We start from the raw sequence: 14,809 nt of genomic DNA on the forward strand, positions 1-14,809 counted from the left end.
CGGATGTGTGCCGTTAAGCTGTACGTTTACGGCTAGCCGATCAGGGACAGGGCCATTCTCGGCATGCTGTTGGCCTGGGCCAGCATGGAGACTGCGGACTGAGTCAGGATCTGGTTGCGCACGAATTCGGTCATCTCGGTGGCGACATCGACATCGGAGATGCGGGATTCAGCGGCCTGGACGTTCTCGGCCTGGATTTCCAGAACGGTAACGGTGTTTTCCAGGCGGTTTTGCAGGGAACCGAGATTGGCGCGGATCTTATCCTTGGAAATGATCGCGTTGTTCAGGACATCCAGGGACTGCTGGGCCAGTGCCTGGGTTGAAATGGACGCACCGGCACCGGTTCCGGCTGCCAGGCCGACGCCGAGGGCGGAGGCGGTGGCAGAGCCGATCTGGACGTAGTAGTAGTCTTCCGAGCTGTCGTTACCGGTACCGAAGTGGACCTTCAGCTTGCCGGTGGCCTTGAGTCCGGAACCATCGTGGGTTGCTGAGGACAGAGCGCCGTTGAGCAGGTAGATGCCGTTGAAGTCCGTGGAGTTGGCGATACGGGTGATTTCCGAAGCCATGGCCTGATATTCGGAGTCGATGATCAGACGCTGGTCGGAGTTGTAGGTACCCGTGGAGGCCTGCATGGCCAGTTCCTTCATACGGATCAGCTTTTCATCGATAACGCCGAGCGCACCGTCAGCCGTTTGGATGAGGGAGATGGCGTCGCTTGCGTTACGGATACCCTGCTGAAGTGAGCTGATGTCCGAGCGCATAAGTTCTCGAACGGCCAGACCTGCTGCGTCGTCCGAAGCCTGGGTGATGCGCAAGCCTGAAGACAGGCGACGAGTGGACGTTTCCAGGTTGCCGTAAGAGACACCCAAGTTGCGAGACGCGTTCATTGCCATCAAGTTGTGGTTGATAACCAGAGACATAATTTCCTCCTTGAAATAGTTGTGGCTTCCATGCCTAGGTTTCCAGTCCGACGGATTACTGTATTTGCCGGACAAACCTTTCTTGTGTTGACCACTTCATCGGCTTGAACAGACAAAACTTTAGGTTTGATGAACGTATTTTCGTTTTCTTTATGCGCAGCTAAGGGATGCTAATATGGTCGCGGGGTGGTGAGGCATGGGGCGATAACGCACCAGGAGTCGGAAATGGGGCGGAAAAGGGCGCTCTGAGGATGAGAGCTTGATTGAAATAATATGTTAAATCAGAGTGCTGATGTGTCTATGCAAAGGTGTTCCGCATGATGTCGATCAGCCGTGCCATGCGGATTTCGTAGGTGTGTCCGGCCAGGATGCGGTTTCTGGCTGCAGTGCGGATGGCAACGCGTTGCTTTTGATTGTTCAGAAATTTTTCGACAAGGGAAGGTATCTCTTCTGCCTGCCGGTACACTGCCGCCTCGGTTTCCAGGTCGAACAGGTCTTCCATTTGCTCCCGGTAATCGGTGAGCAGGAAACCGCCGCAGGCCGGGACATCGAAAACCCTTTGATTGACCGCCCCTTTCATTTGGCGACTGGTGCAATTGAAGTTGATGGTCGACATCGGGTAAAAGCGTGGCAGATCTTCGTAATAGTCCAAAGCGGGGTGGAATCGTACGCCATTGCTCTTCGGCAGGATCTCGGCCCAGCCGCCGTCGCCGACGATGAGCGGGCCGAAGGGCAGGGTGGATTGCACGCAGGCCAGTCGGTACTGGCGGGTCGCCTCCCAGGTGAGCAGGGATTCGCAGGCCAGCCGGTGTTCGCTGGAGGGCAGGGATTGCAGTGTCTGTACCCAAATGGGGTGGTTGTTTTCAAGGAAACGGGCGACACTCGTTTCCCCTGATCGCCCGAAGTCGCGGGCCACGGCTTCGTATTCCCGGACCAGCGTGTCGGGAAGCCCGGACAAGGCCAGGCTTTTGGCCACTGGTTTGGTCATTGAATTGCCCACAAAGGAAATGTCGCTGCTCCAGTGTGGCGGAGCTGTTTTCAGGCCGGGCCGGAACCGTGTCGGGTCCGTGGCCAGGGGCAGGTAATGGACATGGCGGAATCCCTTGTCCCGCATTTCGTCAAGGTTGCCCGCGTCAAAGGAGAAAATGACGGTGTTGTCCGCGCCGGGATGGTCGTAGTCGTAGAGGATGAGGCGGGGGTTGTCCACGAACCAGGAGGCCAGCGGCAGGCCGAGGTCGTCGAGCAATCCGGCCAGTTTGCCCTCCCGGTCCAGGCCGAAGTGGTTGACGGTCAGGGCGAAATCAGGCCTGAAATCGATGACAGCCTTGAGCAGGGATTCAATGAACGTCTGGCTTCCCTTTTCCCGGTTGGGCAGTGGGATGGTCTGATAGTCGACAGAGAGTCGGTCCAGAGCCGAACGGATTTCCCGGCACAGGAAGTAGTCCGAGTCGAAGAAAAGCACGCGCGGGTTCACGGATCTGAACTTGGGGTAGCGCGCCTGACTCCAGAACTCAGTCGTGTCGCCCGTCTTGAGCAATTCGGCCAGTGTGCCGTAGTATTCCCTGTCCAGTCGCAGATACGTGGGCAGGATGACCGGGGTCAGGGTGCGGCCACCGTGTACTTCGCGCCAGGCCGTCAGTTTGGTCATGACCTGGTGTGGGTCTGTGTCGTTCAGCCAGAGAAGCGCATCGTTCGACCTGTTCTCGGCAACTTTGGACAGGGCGAGCAAAGGTGTTTCCCGATCCACCACGGCTACGGGCAGCCCCCGTTTCAGCAGCGCATTCAGACAGTATCCCAGGCCGGAGCCAGTGAGCACGGGCAGGACATTGTCCGGCACTGCGTCCGCAAGGGCGTGTTCCCGTTTCAGTCCGTTGCGGCCCCACAAGTGCCAGGTCTTCCCTTGGATGTGGATGCGCAGGTCCGACAGGGTCTCGCCCTCAAGGACGGGTTCAGCTGTGTATGTACTGCGGGTCATGGGTACATCCTGTACTGCATATGCGGTGTTGCAGGCAAGGCGGGCGGAGGAAAAAGAAAGGGCCGCGCCGATGCACGGCGCGGCCCTTGATGCCTGAATGCATGGGCTAATCGGAACCGAAGATGCTCTTGATGGTGCCTCCCACGGAATCGGTGGACTTGGTGACGCCATCCAATGCCTTGCCGAGCTGTTCTTTCAGTTGCTTGCCCAACTGGGTGACCGTGCCCGACACGTTGCCGGTCATTTCGCCCAGGATCATGGAAAAGGCTTCGGCCGGCGAGGTTTCCTTGTCCTTGCCGATGTCCTTGAGATGGATGTCCGGCAGGTCGATGCCCACGGCGTTGTCGCCGAAGACGTTGAGCAAGGAGCCTCCGAGGTTGATCTTGCCGTTCCTGATGATGAAGTTGTTGATCTGGATTTTCTTTTCAGCCCCTGTTTCCGAGGTTTTTTCTTCCGCAGCCGGTTGTTCTGCCTTCTTTTCACCGGCAACGGCCTTGTTGATGTTGTTGACGATGGTCTTGAAGTTGTCGGTTTTGCCTTGCTGCTCGTAGCTTATGACCGGGCTGTCCACGAAGATTTCTTCAATGATGATTTTGTCGCTGGTCAGGGAGTCGGTCACGACCTTGACCCGGATGGTTTCGCATTCCACTGCGCTGGGCATGGAGAATCCCTTGGGATTGCCCAGGTAGAACTGGGACAATGAACCGGAACCGGTCAGGATGGAAATGTCAGCCGAACCGAGCTTGACTTCGGTCTGGGTTATGGGCGGGCCGAATTCTTCCACGGCTGTTTTGATCAGATCGCCGAGATTGAGGATGATGAGAATGACCACGGAGACGAGGGCCACGACAAGGGCTCCGGCGCCGATGAGGATGTATTTTTTCATGAGGGCTCCTGTTGCAGATTGGTACAATGCGTCAAGACTAAGATATTTGGGGAGCATGGGCAACAGGTTGGAACAAAAAATCACGAAAGCCTAGGAAAAGGTGGGTTGGCCCAGTGGTGCATTTTCCTAGAGCTTGTGTCGGGTTTGCCGGAATCCAGCGAGGGGCCGGTTTCGAGTAATGCGAGCGGGGTATTGTCAAAGACAGTGGGTTCGAGCAGGCGGCAGAGTTCTCCTGCCTTGTCGGCGGCTGTGACCATGAGATCAGTCAGGGCCGCGGCGGATTGTGTTCCTGATACGGGATCGTGATACAGGATTTGACCCTTGATGCGATCTGCCTGGTCCAGGAGCTGAGGCGCATAGAAGAGGGCAACCACTTCCCGGGCCGGGTTCGGCAGCCATGGGTAGAGGGCGTAAAGGATACGCGCCAGGGGCCGGAAGGGGAAGAAAAGCTGGAGCCGGGCGAAAACGGTGAAGGCCGAACAGAGACCGGTGACGGCCTGTTCAGGGGAGATGTTGGCCAGGTCGGCCAGGTCCTTCATTGGCAGCGCCTTGAACAAGGGATCGCCGATGGCTTCAAGCAGGTGTTTCACCTTGTAGCGGGGTTGGCCCAACATCTCGGGGCAGGCGGTCATGTCCATGAGGGATTCAAGAGCGCGGTGACGCTGTCTGGCTCGGGATTGTTCCGTGGGGATAGGAGCATGATAGTCGCCTGACAGGTGCCAGACCATCGGGTGCATGACCGTATCGGCGCAGAGATGGGAAACCATGCCGACCAGCAGGGCGGCTGCCAGATTCCGATCGGGGGCAAGGGCGGCGTACCGGGCCTGGAGCCGCAGCAGTGAGTAGGTATCCTGGCCGTCGGCCCCGTGCAGTTCGTGGGCCACTTTCTCCATGGGGCGCGCCGAGGCCGTGATCCCGTAATAGGGGACATCGTGAAAGATCGCTCCCAGCAAAAGGCCTTGCGGGTAGGCTTTCAGGCCGAGAGCGAACCGGGTTCCGGTCAGGTTTGTGGCCGTCATTTCGGCGACTTTGAAATGGATCAGTTCTTTGGGCATGGGTGTTTGTTTTGGGTTTGCCTTTTGGTCATCCTACTTGATAACGTCCACATGGCAAAGCAAACTTGATATATGGGGACGATATGACCAAGCATTTCATCAAAGAGCAATACGATGTGGATGAAGCCGGGGCCACCAAAGCCTTTGGCAAGGGAGAACGGCGCGAGGATTACGCCGATGCATGGCGGGCAACGGGCAATGCGGTGCTGGTGGGGTTGCCCGGTTCAGGCAAAGCCGACCTGGCCCGGTTGCTCGGTAAGCGCACCGGACAGAAGGTGCTGCAGCCGGCCGACCCCGAAGAAGCTGTCGAAGCCCTCAAGGGGGAGGGGGTGATCATCGTGCTCGACGATGCCTTGGTTGAACATCCCCTGGTCACTCCCCTCATCCACGGTGCGGGCAAGGTCTTTTATCTCATGGCCGACACCAGGCTGCTTTCTGCAAGGGTGGCCGAGAGGGGCGGGGGCGAAGATATGGACGAGCTCTGGCGGGCGATGTCCGCCCGGTTGGCAGACATTGAGCCGACCTTTTATTCCGTACTCCATTTCATTATGCAAGGCGTGCGTTCGCCGGAAGAACTGGTGGATGATGCCATGGTGAAGCTGGGCTACTAGGCAACCTGTTGTCGGGCCGGGATATTGCGGATTGGTGACAGCCCAGACCATTTGGGGTAAGCAGAAAAACCGATCTGCGACACATACATAATATGGAGTAATATACATGCCGGAAAAGAAACTCAGGGTTGAATTCATGACCATGACCCCCGATGCCTTGCCCCTCATATACGCTGCGTTCCGCCAGTGTTACCATGCCGGTTTTGTTGCCGACATGTGGCCCAGGCTCCTTTCCGGCGAGATCGATCCTGAAGTACAGGCCGACTTCGTGTCCAAGACCATGGAGTCGGGCCACGACAGTCCTATCGAGCATGTGTCCATGACTTTTGCCGTGGAGGGTATATCCCGAGCCTGCTCCCACCAGATAGTCCGTCACCGGATCGCTTCCTATTCCCAGCAGAGCCAGCGGTACGTGGCAGAGAACGACATGGATTACATCCTGCCTCCGGCCATTGCCAGGATTCCCGAAGCCAAGGAGCGGTTCGAGTCATTCATGGCCGAGGTGCAGAGCGCCTATTCTGACCTGCGGGAAATACTTGTGGCCCACGGACGAAAGTCCAAAGCCAACGAGGATGCCCGGTTCGTGCTGCCCCAGGCGGCCGAAACCAAGATCGTCATGACCATGAACTGCCGCAGTCTGCATCATTTCTTTAATCTGCGTTGCTGCAACCGCGCCCAGTGGGAGGTCCGCGCCATGGCCGATCTCATGCTGGACATATGCAAGGAGAAGCTCCCGGCCATCTTTGCAAATGGGGGCGCTCGCTGCGAACAGTTGGGCTATTGTCCCGAATCCCCGAGATTTGCGTGCGGAAAGTATCCGACACGCATTGAAAACGCCTAAAAATTTTTCCATAGTCCGGGATTTTATCCCATCCCCTTGGAGCCTTGTCCTTCTTGACGATTGTGTGACAGCTTTTATTTTACTTTTTTTTTCAGGATGTTGTCACTGTTCAAAAACGGGTGATTCCAGTCAGCCCTTGTGGCTCAATGGTTTTGAGAGGACAGCTGATGAGAGGAAATGACGGTTAACAGGAGTAGGAATGGTTGCTCATTGGGTATGATCTTTTATATCAATGGCTTAAGTAAAAAGCGGAAGTAAATGTCATCTTGGGTAACAATAGGAATTGTCACAAAAAAAAGTCAGTGGACAAGAAAAAGAGTGTAAGTTTGAGCAATGTGTCGAAAAGAAGAGAAGCTATTGTTTAAAAAGTTATCAACAGTTGTTTAAAAAACCAACCTCTAGAGAAATTTGAGAGTCTAAAAACCCTTGTGACGCGTTTGTTTCAATGAGACTGCAGTAAAAATGAGGGCCCGCCTTGGGTTTTATTGTAATTCCTTTTATTCAAGCATGTTACATCTTGTGTGCGCTGTCGATAATCTCATTCGATCTTTGTGTTTACGTTGAATAATGCGAATTGTGTCTTTCTTAACCTTAAATTATCTCCGTCAACATGATCGACACTGCCTGGAAGCAAATTCTGCACTCACTTGAAAAGAGCCTCAACCCGGGGCTCTTCACTGTATGGATAAAACCTCTTATCGGCCGCGTGGAGGGTAGCAAGCTTACCCTGTCCGCTCCAAACGAATTTGTAGCCAACTGGGTGCGCGACCGCCTGCTCCAGGTTATCCGCGAATCCGCTGCCGAGGTCCTTGGGGGTGAACCGCGTATCACAATCAATGTCCGCGCTCGGGAAGCGGGCAGTCTTGCGGCCAAGCCGGAGCGGAAGAAAAAACCGGAAGCTGAAAAGGCTCCCCGGCATTTGGGGTTGCCTCTTGGGCATTCCATTAAACCGGTCATCGTGTCCAATTGGCGTTTTTCCTTCGATGACTTTGTGGTGGGACCTTCCAACGAACTCGCCTGTGCTGCCAGCAAATCCATGAGCAGCAGTATATTCAATTCGGACCATCTTTTTCTCAGTTCCGGGGCAGGACTCGGCAAGACGCACCTGCTTCAGTCCGTGGGCAACCAGCTTTGCCGTTCGGCCAACCGCAAGAATCTGAAGGTCGCCTGCCTTTCCTCGGAGGAGTTCGCAACCCGTTGGGTTATGTCTTTCAAGTCCGGGCAGGTGGATCAGTTCAAGAGCTTGTTCCGTGAAGGCATCGACGTCCTGCTCATGGAGGACGTCCATTTTTTTCAGGGTAAGGAAAAGATGCAGGAAGAGCTTCTCTGCACCCTTACGGCCCTGCGCGAACGCGGTTGCAAGGTGGTGCTGACCAGCTCCTTCATGCCCAAGGAATTCATGAAGGTCGATGATCGGCTGGTTTCCAGATTCTGTTCCGGTTTCCTGGCCCACATCAACAAACCCGATATGGAGACGCGTCGTCGCATCATTCTGGAAAAGGCCCGCAGGATGCAGGTCGACGTGCCTGTGGAGGTGTCGGAACTGCTGGCCGAACGCATTACTTCCGATATCCGTCAGTTGGAAAGCTGCCTGAACAATCTTGTGCTCAAGGCGCGGTTGCTCAATAGGGCCGTGACCATGAGTCTGGCCTGGGAAGTGCTGGATAACTACGCCGTACAGAATTCGGCGCCGGATTTCGATCAGATAATCGATTTCATCTGCAAGAGTTACAGCCTGTCCAAGGAAGAACTGCGGGCCAAAAGTCGCAAACGGCAGGTGGTTCTGGCCCGGAATACCGCGTTTTACCTGGCTCGCAAGCATACGGATCTCTCCCTGAAGAGCATCGGCGACAGACTGGGCCGTAAACACTCGACGGTTCTCAAGGGGATCACCAAGGTGGAGCGAGAAATTTCCAAGCAAACGCCGCTTGGGCGCCAGATCGAAAGCACGGCCCAGCGGCTTACTCCCTAGAAACGCCCCCCACATGTTCTCCCGGAACCGCCTGTGGCATCAGTCACGTGAGGCTTGAGCGGTTCCGGGAGAAATTTGATAGGCCGACAGCATGTCGGCCTTTTCGTTTTGCAAGATCGTTTGGGAAAGCTTGCCCGGAAACGGGTGATCAAGAGGGTGTCTCGGAGGGATCGGGCCGGGTCTGTCTTTGTCGTTGGGGCTGGTCGCTGTGGCAGGGGCGGAGATGGCCCGGCAGGCGGACTGCTGTGCGTATGAGCGCTTCTTCCCTGGTAACGGAAAAGTGGTCTGTGCAGATTTCAAGAAGAATCGGGTTGCCTGTCCCGTGCCAGGCGTGCTCGAATGGCGCTCACGCGCCGGGCAAGGGCGGCTCAGGAGTTCCTGAGCTCTTCCAGGCGCTGTTTGGCAGCCTCGGGGTCCAAGCCCCGTTTGGCGGCGATCTGGTCCAGATTGTCCTCGGCGTCCGTGGGACGGACATAGGCAGGTTCTATGGAGGTGTGGGCAAAGTCGGCCTTGGCCGCGGCGGCCAACAGCACTTCGGGCGAAGGATTGTCCCAGGCAGCGCTCATCAAGGTGTATTCGGGATTGGTCTTGGTCATTTTTTCAAAGAACTCTGGCGTCTTGCGTAGTCCGCTTCCCATGAGATGGGCCTGGGGGCCGAGTGCGGCCATGCGGGTGGCGGCCTCCTCCAATGTCAGGGAGGCCAGGGGGGCCAACTCGGTGCAGGCGGGGCAGTCAAAGGATTGCAGGTAGACAAGTCCACGACGGGCATAGGTCAGCACATGGAGCGTGCCGCTGAGAAGCGGGCCTGGGCCGCTGGCCAGCAGGGGCAGATAATCCAGTCCAGCCAGAGGCAGGCCGTGACCGGCGCTGATACCTTCGGCTGCGGCCAGGACAAGACGCAGTCCGGTGAAACTGCCGGGGCCGCGCACACAGGCGATTTTATCAAGGGCTTCCGTGCCCACCCCGAATTCATCCAGGGTGGCCTTGAGGCCGGGCACCAGAAATCTGACCGATTGTCCGGGGACGTTCCACTGCCGGGATGCGAGTACGCCGTATCCGTTCGGTCCGGGTTGGCCCAGGACGAGCTGGAGCCGTTCCTCGGCGCCGCCCATGGCGAGGATCAGGTTGTGCGGATTCGTGATCTTGGGACTGGCCATGATTCTTCCTGATTCCGCCCTAGGACAACAGCCTGCGGACATCGTTGAAGATGGCCAGGCTCATGAGCAGGAGCAGGACAAGCAGGCCGATGCGCATGGACATGGCTTTCCATTTTTCATTGAGCGGCCGTCTGAACACCATTTCCAATGCGAAGAACAGGATATGCCCACCGTCCAGCACCGGAATGGGCAGCAGGTTGATTATGGCGAGGTTGATGGAGATCACCGCCATCATGCCGAGCAGTGCGTAAAGGCCGGATTGGGCACTCTGATGGACCATCTGGGCGAGCATGATGGGGCCGCCCACGCTCTCCACGGGGATGAGCCGTTCCAGGATCGAGACAAAGCCCTTGATCACCACCTGCGACATGTTCCAGGTGGTTTCAAATGCGGCCTGGATGCCTGTCCCGGCCACTTTTTCGAAGCGGAGTTCGCCTCCCTGGTTGATGCCCACCATGGGTACGGTCACGGTTTCGCCGAACAGGTTCTTGAAGGTGCTGACTTCGGGCGTGACGGAGAGGGTGAATATCTGGCCGTCACGATCCACTTCCACGGTCAGGGGGTTGCCCTCTGCGGCCCGGATGGTTTCTACCATCTGGGACCAGGAATCGATGGGCGCACCGTCGATGGCCGTGATCAGGTCGTTTTTGACGAAACCTGCGGAAGCAGCAGGGCTTTCGGGCAGAACACCGCCCACCACGGGCAATACCACGGCCTGGCCTTGGGCCAGGACCAGGAACCAGTAGAGCAGGAAGGCAAGCAGAAAATTGAAGAAGGGACCGGCGGCCACGACGCACAGCCGTTGCCAGGCAGGGCGGTTGGCAAAGAGCTGGTCGTCAGGGAAATTCGGTTCGTCTTCACCTTGCTCCCCGGCCAGGGCCACGTAGCCGCCCAGGGGGATGAGGGAGAGTTTGTAATCGGTCTTGCCGGAGGTGAAGCCAGCCAGCTTGGGCCCGAAGCCCAGGGAGAAGGCCTTGACGCCCATGCCGAACAAACGGGCGACGGCGAAATGGCCGAGTTCATGAAAAAAGATGAGTCCGCCGAGGACAAGAACTATGGCGATGACTGTTGTGAGCATATATTCCTCTTATGGACGTTGTTATTGTGGCTGGCGATCCATAACTATAATCATTCCTGGCAGAATGGCTAGAGGCAGGTCTTGGTTTCCGTCCGGACTGAATGGTCCAGAGCCAGTATCGCCTCGGGCGTGGATACGTCCACAGGGCTATGCCGGTCAAGCCCGGCTTCGATCATGGTCGGGATGTCCTGGAAGCGGATATGCTTTTTCAGGAAGGCGGCCACAGCCACTTCATTGACGGCGTTGAGCACGATAGGGTAGCTCGGTCCGGCGTCGAACGCTTCCCGGGCCAGTCGCAGGCAGGGGAAGGCGGCCAGATCAGGCTGTTCGAAGGTCAGGGTCCCCACTGTGGCCAGATCAAGTTGCGGGACGTCCACGGTGACCCTGTCAGGGTAGCAGAGGCAGTGGGCGATGGGAACCTGCATGTCCGGGTTGCCGAGGTGGGCCAGTTGGGAGCCGTCCACATACTCCACCAGGGAGTGGATGATGGACTGCGGATGGACCACCACATCCACCTGTTCCGGCGGCAGGCCGTAGAGGTGGCACGCCTCGATAAGTTCCAGCCCCTTGTTCATGAGCGTGGCCGAGTCGATGGAAATCTTGGCGCCCATGCTCCAGTTGGGATGGGCCAGGGCCTGTTCGCGGGTGACGGTTTCCAGAAACCGCTTGTCTTTCCCCCGGAATGGGCCACCCGAAGCCGTCAGGATGAGCCGCTTCAGCTCCTCTGCCTTTCCGTGTCCGGCCAGTCCCTGGAACAGGGCGTTGTGCTCGGAATCCACGGGCAGGATGATGGCGCCGGACCGGGTGCAGGCCTCGCGGATGATGTGGCCGCCCAACACGAGGGATTCCTTGTTGGCCAGACCGATCATCTTGCCTGCCCGGGCAGCGGCCAGGGTCGGTTTGAAACCGGCGGCCCCCACGATGGCGGACAAAACCAGATCGACTTCATCCAGGGTCGCCAGCCGGACATAGGCTTCAGGGCCGACCAGCAGTTTGGTGGGACAATCCGCAGGCAGGTTGTCGAGAAAGACCTTTGCGGCAGCATCGTTCAGCACTGCAGCGTACATGGGCCGGAAGGCGGCGCACAGTTCTGCCAGCTTTTGGCCGTTGCAGCCTCCGGCCAGAGCCGTGACCCTAAAACGATCCGGGTGTTTGGCAATGACCTTGAAGGCGGAATCGCCGATGGAGCCGGTGGCCCCGAGGATGGTCAGGGATCGGGGAAAATCAGGAATTTCGGCGCTTTCGGGCCAGATGGAGATATAGGATTTCACGTGTGATTCCGCCCGCTCTCTATTTGAAGAAAGGATGGAACATGGAAATCAATCCGTAGGTTGGAATGACCAGCAGCAAGCTGTCCACCCGGTCGAGCAACCCGCCATGGCCCGGCAGGATGACGCCGGAATCCTTGATGTCCAGGGAGCGTTTCAGGGCCGACTCGAAGAAGTCGCCTAATTGGGCGGCGACATTCAGAATTGCGCCGAGCAGGAGCCATTTCCACCAGCCCGTTTCGGGCATGCCAAAGGTCATCCCGTAGGCCAGGGTGGAGCAGGCGCAGACAGTCAGGCCGCCCAGGGAGCCGGCCCAGGATTTTTTTGGGCTGATGCGGGGCCATATTTTCTTCTTGCCCCATAGGGAGCCTGCATAGAAGGCTGCGGTGTCCGACACGGCGGCTGCGCCGATGACGAGGAGGATTTCCAGCCTGTCCATGCCGATGACAAAATGGAAATTCAGCGGAATATAGAAGAGACCGGCCAGGAAAACGGCGGAATGCCGGTAGGATGCCGCAACATCATTGTTGTAGCGGAGCAGGAACATGAAGCCCGAGGCCCAGAAGGCGAGGAGCAGGACTGCGGCCGGATAGCGTGCGTCATGGGCGGTGAACGCTCCCAGGAGCATGAGGGTGAAAAGCGCGCCCAGGAATTTGAAGGCGGTCATGGACTGCACCGGGCGGAACATGGAATAGAATTCCCACAGGGTCAGGACGCTGAAAAGAGCGAGAACCGCGAACAGGACCCATCCTTGGAAGAGTAAGGCCAGGGCTGGCAGTACGGCCAAACCTATGCTGGTGGCGATTCGTTGTTTGTGAGGGGAGATATCCATAGGGTATTTCAGCGGTTATGGGTGCGTTCGCGCTTGATGCGAGTCTGATTTATCTACGCTATTTGAAGGTCGGGGGCAATAAGTCCTGGAAAACAATAAAGGGTTTGATGAAATCCGGTCACTGTTCGTCGAGCTGCTCGCCGGTTTTCCCGAACCGGCGCTGTCTTTCGTTCAGGTCGGCGACGGCTTTGTCCAGCTCATCCGGAGAGAAATCGGGCCAGTATACGTCGGTGAAATAGAATTCGGCATAGGCGCATTGGAACAGGAGATAGTTGGACAACCGGAGTTCACCGCTGGTTCGGATGATCAGATCCGGGTCGGGCTGCCCAGCGGTCCAGAGTTCGGCGGCAAAGGCTTCTTCGGTGACTGCTTCCGCAGGGATTCCTTTTGTTATCATGGCCTTGGCGGCACGAAGTATTTCGTCCCGGCCCGAATAGTTCAGGGCCAGGTTGAGGGTCATGTCCTTGCAGTCCTTTGTCTGGCGCATGACATGCTTGAGAATCTGGCGGACACCCATGGGCATGGCTTCGAGTTCGCCCAGGACGTTGAATCGGATGCCTTGTTCCCTCAGGCTTTTCTCTTCCCGTTTGAGAAAGGAGGTCAGCAATTCGAACAGGGTCTTGATCTCGTCCTTGGGGCGTGCCCAGTTCTCTTTGGAAAAGGTGTAGAGGGTGAGGTGGCGCACGCCCAGTTCGCGACAGCGGGCGACAATGGCGCGGGCTGCTTCGGTCCCGGCACGATGGCCGTCGGCCCGTTGCAGCCCGCGCTGTGTCGCCCACCTGCCATTGCCATCCATGATGATGGCTATATGGGCGGGTATATTTGTCTTGCTCAAAGAAGTGTCCTGTTAGATTTCGAGAATCTCTTTTTCTTTGGCGGCCATGGCTTCATCTGCTTTCTTGACGAAATCGTCGGTCATCTTCTGGACGTCGGTCTCACCGTGTTTCTTTTCGTCTTCGGAGATGTCCTTGTCCTTTTCCATCTTCTTGAGCACGTCGTTCATGTCGCGGCGCACGTTGCGGATGGCGATCTTGGCGTCTTCAGTGTACTTCTTGGCGATCTTGACCAGATCCTTGCGGCGTTCCTCGGTCAGGGGCGGGATGGCTATGCGGATAATCTTGCCGTCATTGACCGGGTTGAGACCGAGGTCCGAGGACTGGATGGCCTTTTCCACTGCACCGAAGGCCCCTTTGTCCCAAGGTTGGATGGTAATGGTCTTGGAATCGGGGACGGACACTGAGGAAAGCTGCCCGATGGGCGTGGGAGTGCCGTAATAGTCCACGATGATTCCGTCCACCAGGGCTGTTGTGGCGCGGCCTGTGCGCAGTTTGCTGAATTCCTTGTCAAGGGCGCTGACGGCCCCGACCATTCTTTTCTTTCCATCATCAAGTACGGATTGCATCTTACTCTCCTTGAACAGTCGTTCCTATGGTTTCGCCATTGGCAGCCCTGCGGATATTGCCTTCCTTGTACAGATTGAAGACGATGATCGGCAGGTCGTTGTCACGGGCCATGGAAATGGCCGTGGAGTCCATGACGCCAAGCCGTTTTTCCAGGGTTTCCATGTATGAGACCGTTTCATATTTGATCGCGTCGTCGAATTTGACGGGGTCCTTGTCATACACGCCATCCACTTTGGTGGCCTTGAAAATGGCGTCGCACTTGAGTTCCAGCGCGCGCAGGGCAGCGGCCGAGTCTGTGGTGAAGTAGGGGTTTCCGGTGCCGGCGGCACAGATGACCACACGGCCTTTGTCCATGTGCCGAAGGGCGCGTCTGCGGATGTAGGGTTCGGCCACGTCGGCCATTTGCAGCGCGGTCATGACGCGGGTGTCACAGCCGTTCTTTTCCAGGGCATCCTGGACTGCCAGGGCGTTCATGACGGTGGCCAGCATACCCATGTAATCACCTTGGGCGCGATCCATTCCCTTGGCGGAGGCGGCCATGCCTCTGAATATGTTGCCGCCGCCGATGACGAGCGCAATCTGCAGGCCGGAGGCGGCCACTTCGGCAATTTCCTTGGCGAACTGGCCGATGGCTTCGGGTTCAATGCCGAATTTCTGGTCCCCGGCAAGGGCTTCGCCGCTGAGTTTTAATAAAATTCGCGAGTATCGCGTTGTCTGCATGGGTACCCCTGCGTGTATGAATTGTTACGAAGTAATCTCGCCCAAAGGCGATAGCACGTTTTCCGGACAAAAAAAACGGGCCGTGGGGCCC

14 protein-coding genes are annotated in these 14,809 nt (G+C 57.3%); 3 read left to right on the top strand and 11 right to left on the bottom strand.

Features of this window, described 5'->3' with window-relative positions:
* Positions 1-32 precede the first annotated feature (32 nt).
* From DWB63_RS00980 to DWB63_RS00995, 4 genes are all read right to left on the bottom strand, one after another.
* Positions 33-920: a flagellin gene (locus tag DWB63_RS00980; protein ID WP_128326933.1), complete on the bottom strand. Its 888-nt coding sequence runs from the start codon at positions 918-920 to the stop codon at positions 33-35.
* A gap of 298 nt (positions 921-1,218) precedes the next feature.
* Positions 1,219-2,895, bottom strand: a complete 1,677-nt coding sequence (locus tag DWB63_RS00985) for a DUF3880 domain-containing protein (RefSeq protein ID WP_128326934.1) — start codon at positions 2,893-2,895, stop codon at positions 1,219-1,221.
* Positions 2,896-3,001: 106 nt separating this feature from the next.
* Positions 3,002-3,781 (bottom strand): hypothetical protein, encoded by a 780-nt coding sequence (locus DWB63_RS00990; protein ID WP_128326935.1) that lies wholly within the window; start codon positions 3,779-3,781, stop codon positions 3,002-3,004.
* Between the two features lie 80 nt (positions 3,782-3,861).
* Positions 3,862-4,836, bottom strand: a complete 975-nt coding sequence (locus DWB63_RS00995) for a zinc dependent phospholipase C family protein (protein ID WP_128326936.1) — start codon at positions 4,834-4,836, stop codon at positions 3,862-3,864.
* Between the two features lie 83 nt (positions 4,837-4,919).
* Between DWB63_RS00995 and DWB63_RS01000 the strand changes: the two genes are divergently transcribed.
* The 3 genes from DWB63_RS01000 (at position 4,920) to dnaA (ending at position 8,260) form a co-directional block, all read left to right on the top strand.
* Entirely contained in the window at positions 4,920-5,447 is a 528-nt protein-coding gene (locus tag DWB63_RS01000) for a hypothetical protein (protein WP_128326937.1), read from the top strand.
* A gap of 106 nt (positions 5,448-5,553) precedes the next feature.
* Positions 5,554-6,288 carry an FAD-dependent thymidylate synthase gene (gene thyX / locus DWB63_RS01005; protein WP_128326938.1) on the top strand — a complete coding sequence of 245 codons (735 nt, stop codon included), beginning with the start codon at positions 5,554-5,556 and terminating at the stop codon, positions 6,286-6,288.
* Between the two features lie 610 nt (positions 6,289-6,898).
* Positions 6,899-8,260, top strand: coding sequence for a chromosomal replication initiator protein DnaA (gene dnaA, locus DWB63_RS01010; RefSeq protein ID WP_128326939.1), 1,362 nt, complete (start codon positions 6,899-6,901; stop codon positions 8,258-8,260).
* 368 nt (positions 8,261-8,628) lie between these two features.
* Here the strand turns inward: dnaA and tsaB are convergent, their stop codons facing one another.
* The 7 genes from tsaB to pyrH all read right to left on the bottom strand — a co-directional run bounded on the left by tsaB (position 8,629) and on the right by pyrH (position 14,718).
* A complete protein-coding gene (tsaB, locus tag DWB63_RS01015) occupies positions 8,629-9,417 on the bottom strand; it encodes a tRNA (adenosine(37)-N6)-threonylcarbamoyltransferase complex dimerization subunit type 1 TsaB (protein ID WP_128326940.1) in 789 nt (262 codons plus the stop codon).
* A gap of 19 nt (positions 9,418-9,436) precedes the next feature.
* On the bottom strand, positions 9,437-10,495 hold the full coding sequence (gene rseP, locus DWB63_RS01020; protein ID WP_128326941.1) for an RIP metalloprotease RseP: 1,059 nt from the start codon (positions 10,493-10,495) through the stop codon (positions 9,437-9,439).
* 68 nt (positions 10,496-10,563) lie between these two features.
* Entirely contained in the window at positions 10,564-11,766 is a 1,203-nt protein-coding gene (gene dxr, locus DWB63_RS01025) for a 1-deoxy-D-xylulose-5-phosphate reductoisomerase (RefSeq protein WP_128326942.1), read from the bottom strand.
* 19 nt (positions 11,767-11,785) lie between these two features.
* Positions 11,786-12,595, bottom strand: a complete 810-nt coding sequence (locus DWB63_RS01030; RefSeq protein ID WP_128326943.1) for a phosphatidate cytidylyltransferase — start codon at positions 12,593-12,595, stop codon at positions 11,786-11,788.
* A gap of 118 nt (positions 12,596-12,713) precedes the next feature.
* Positions 12,714-13,430, bottom strand: a complete 717-nt coding sequence (uppS, locus tag DWB63_RS01035) for a polyprenyl diphosphate synthase (protein WP_128326944.1) — start codon at positions 13,428-13,430, stop codon at positions 12,714-12,716.
* A 12-nt stretch (positions 13,431-13,442) separates the two neighbouring features.
* Complete coding sequence (gene frr, locus DWB63_RS01040; protein ID WP_128326945.1) at positions 13,443-13,997, bottom strand: ribosome recycling factor; 555 nt, start codon at positions 13,995-13,997, stop codon at positions 13,443-13,445.
* Position 13,998: 1 nt separating this feature from the next.
* Positions 13,999-14,718 carry a UMP kinase gene (gene pyrH / locus DWB63_RS01045; RefSeq protein ID WP_128326946.1) on the bottom strand — a complete coding sequence of 240 codons (720 nt, stop codon included), beginning with the start codon at positions 14,716-14,718 and terminating at the stop codon, positions 13,999-14,001.
* Between the last annotated feature and the right edge of the window lie 91 nt (positions 14,719-14,809).

The organism is Pseudodesulfovibrio sp. S3 (assembly GCF_004025585.1).
Lineage (GTDB): Bacteria > Desulfobacterota > Desulfovibrionia > Desulfovibrionales > Desulfovibrionaceae > Pseudodesulfovibrio.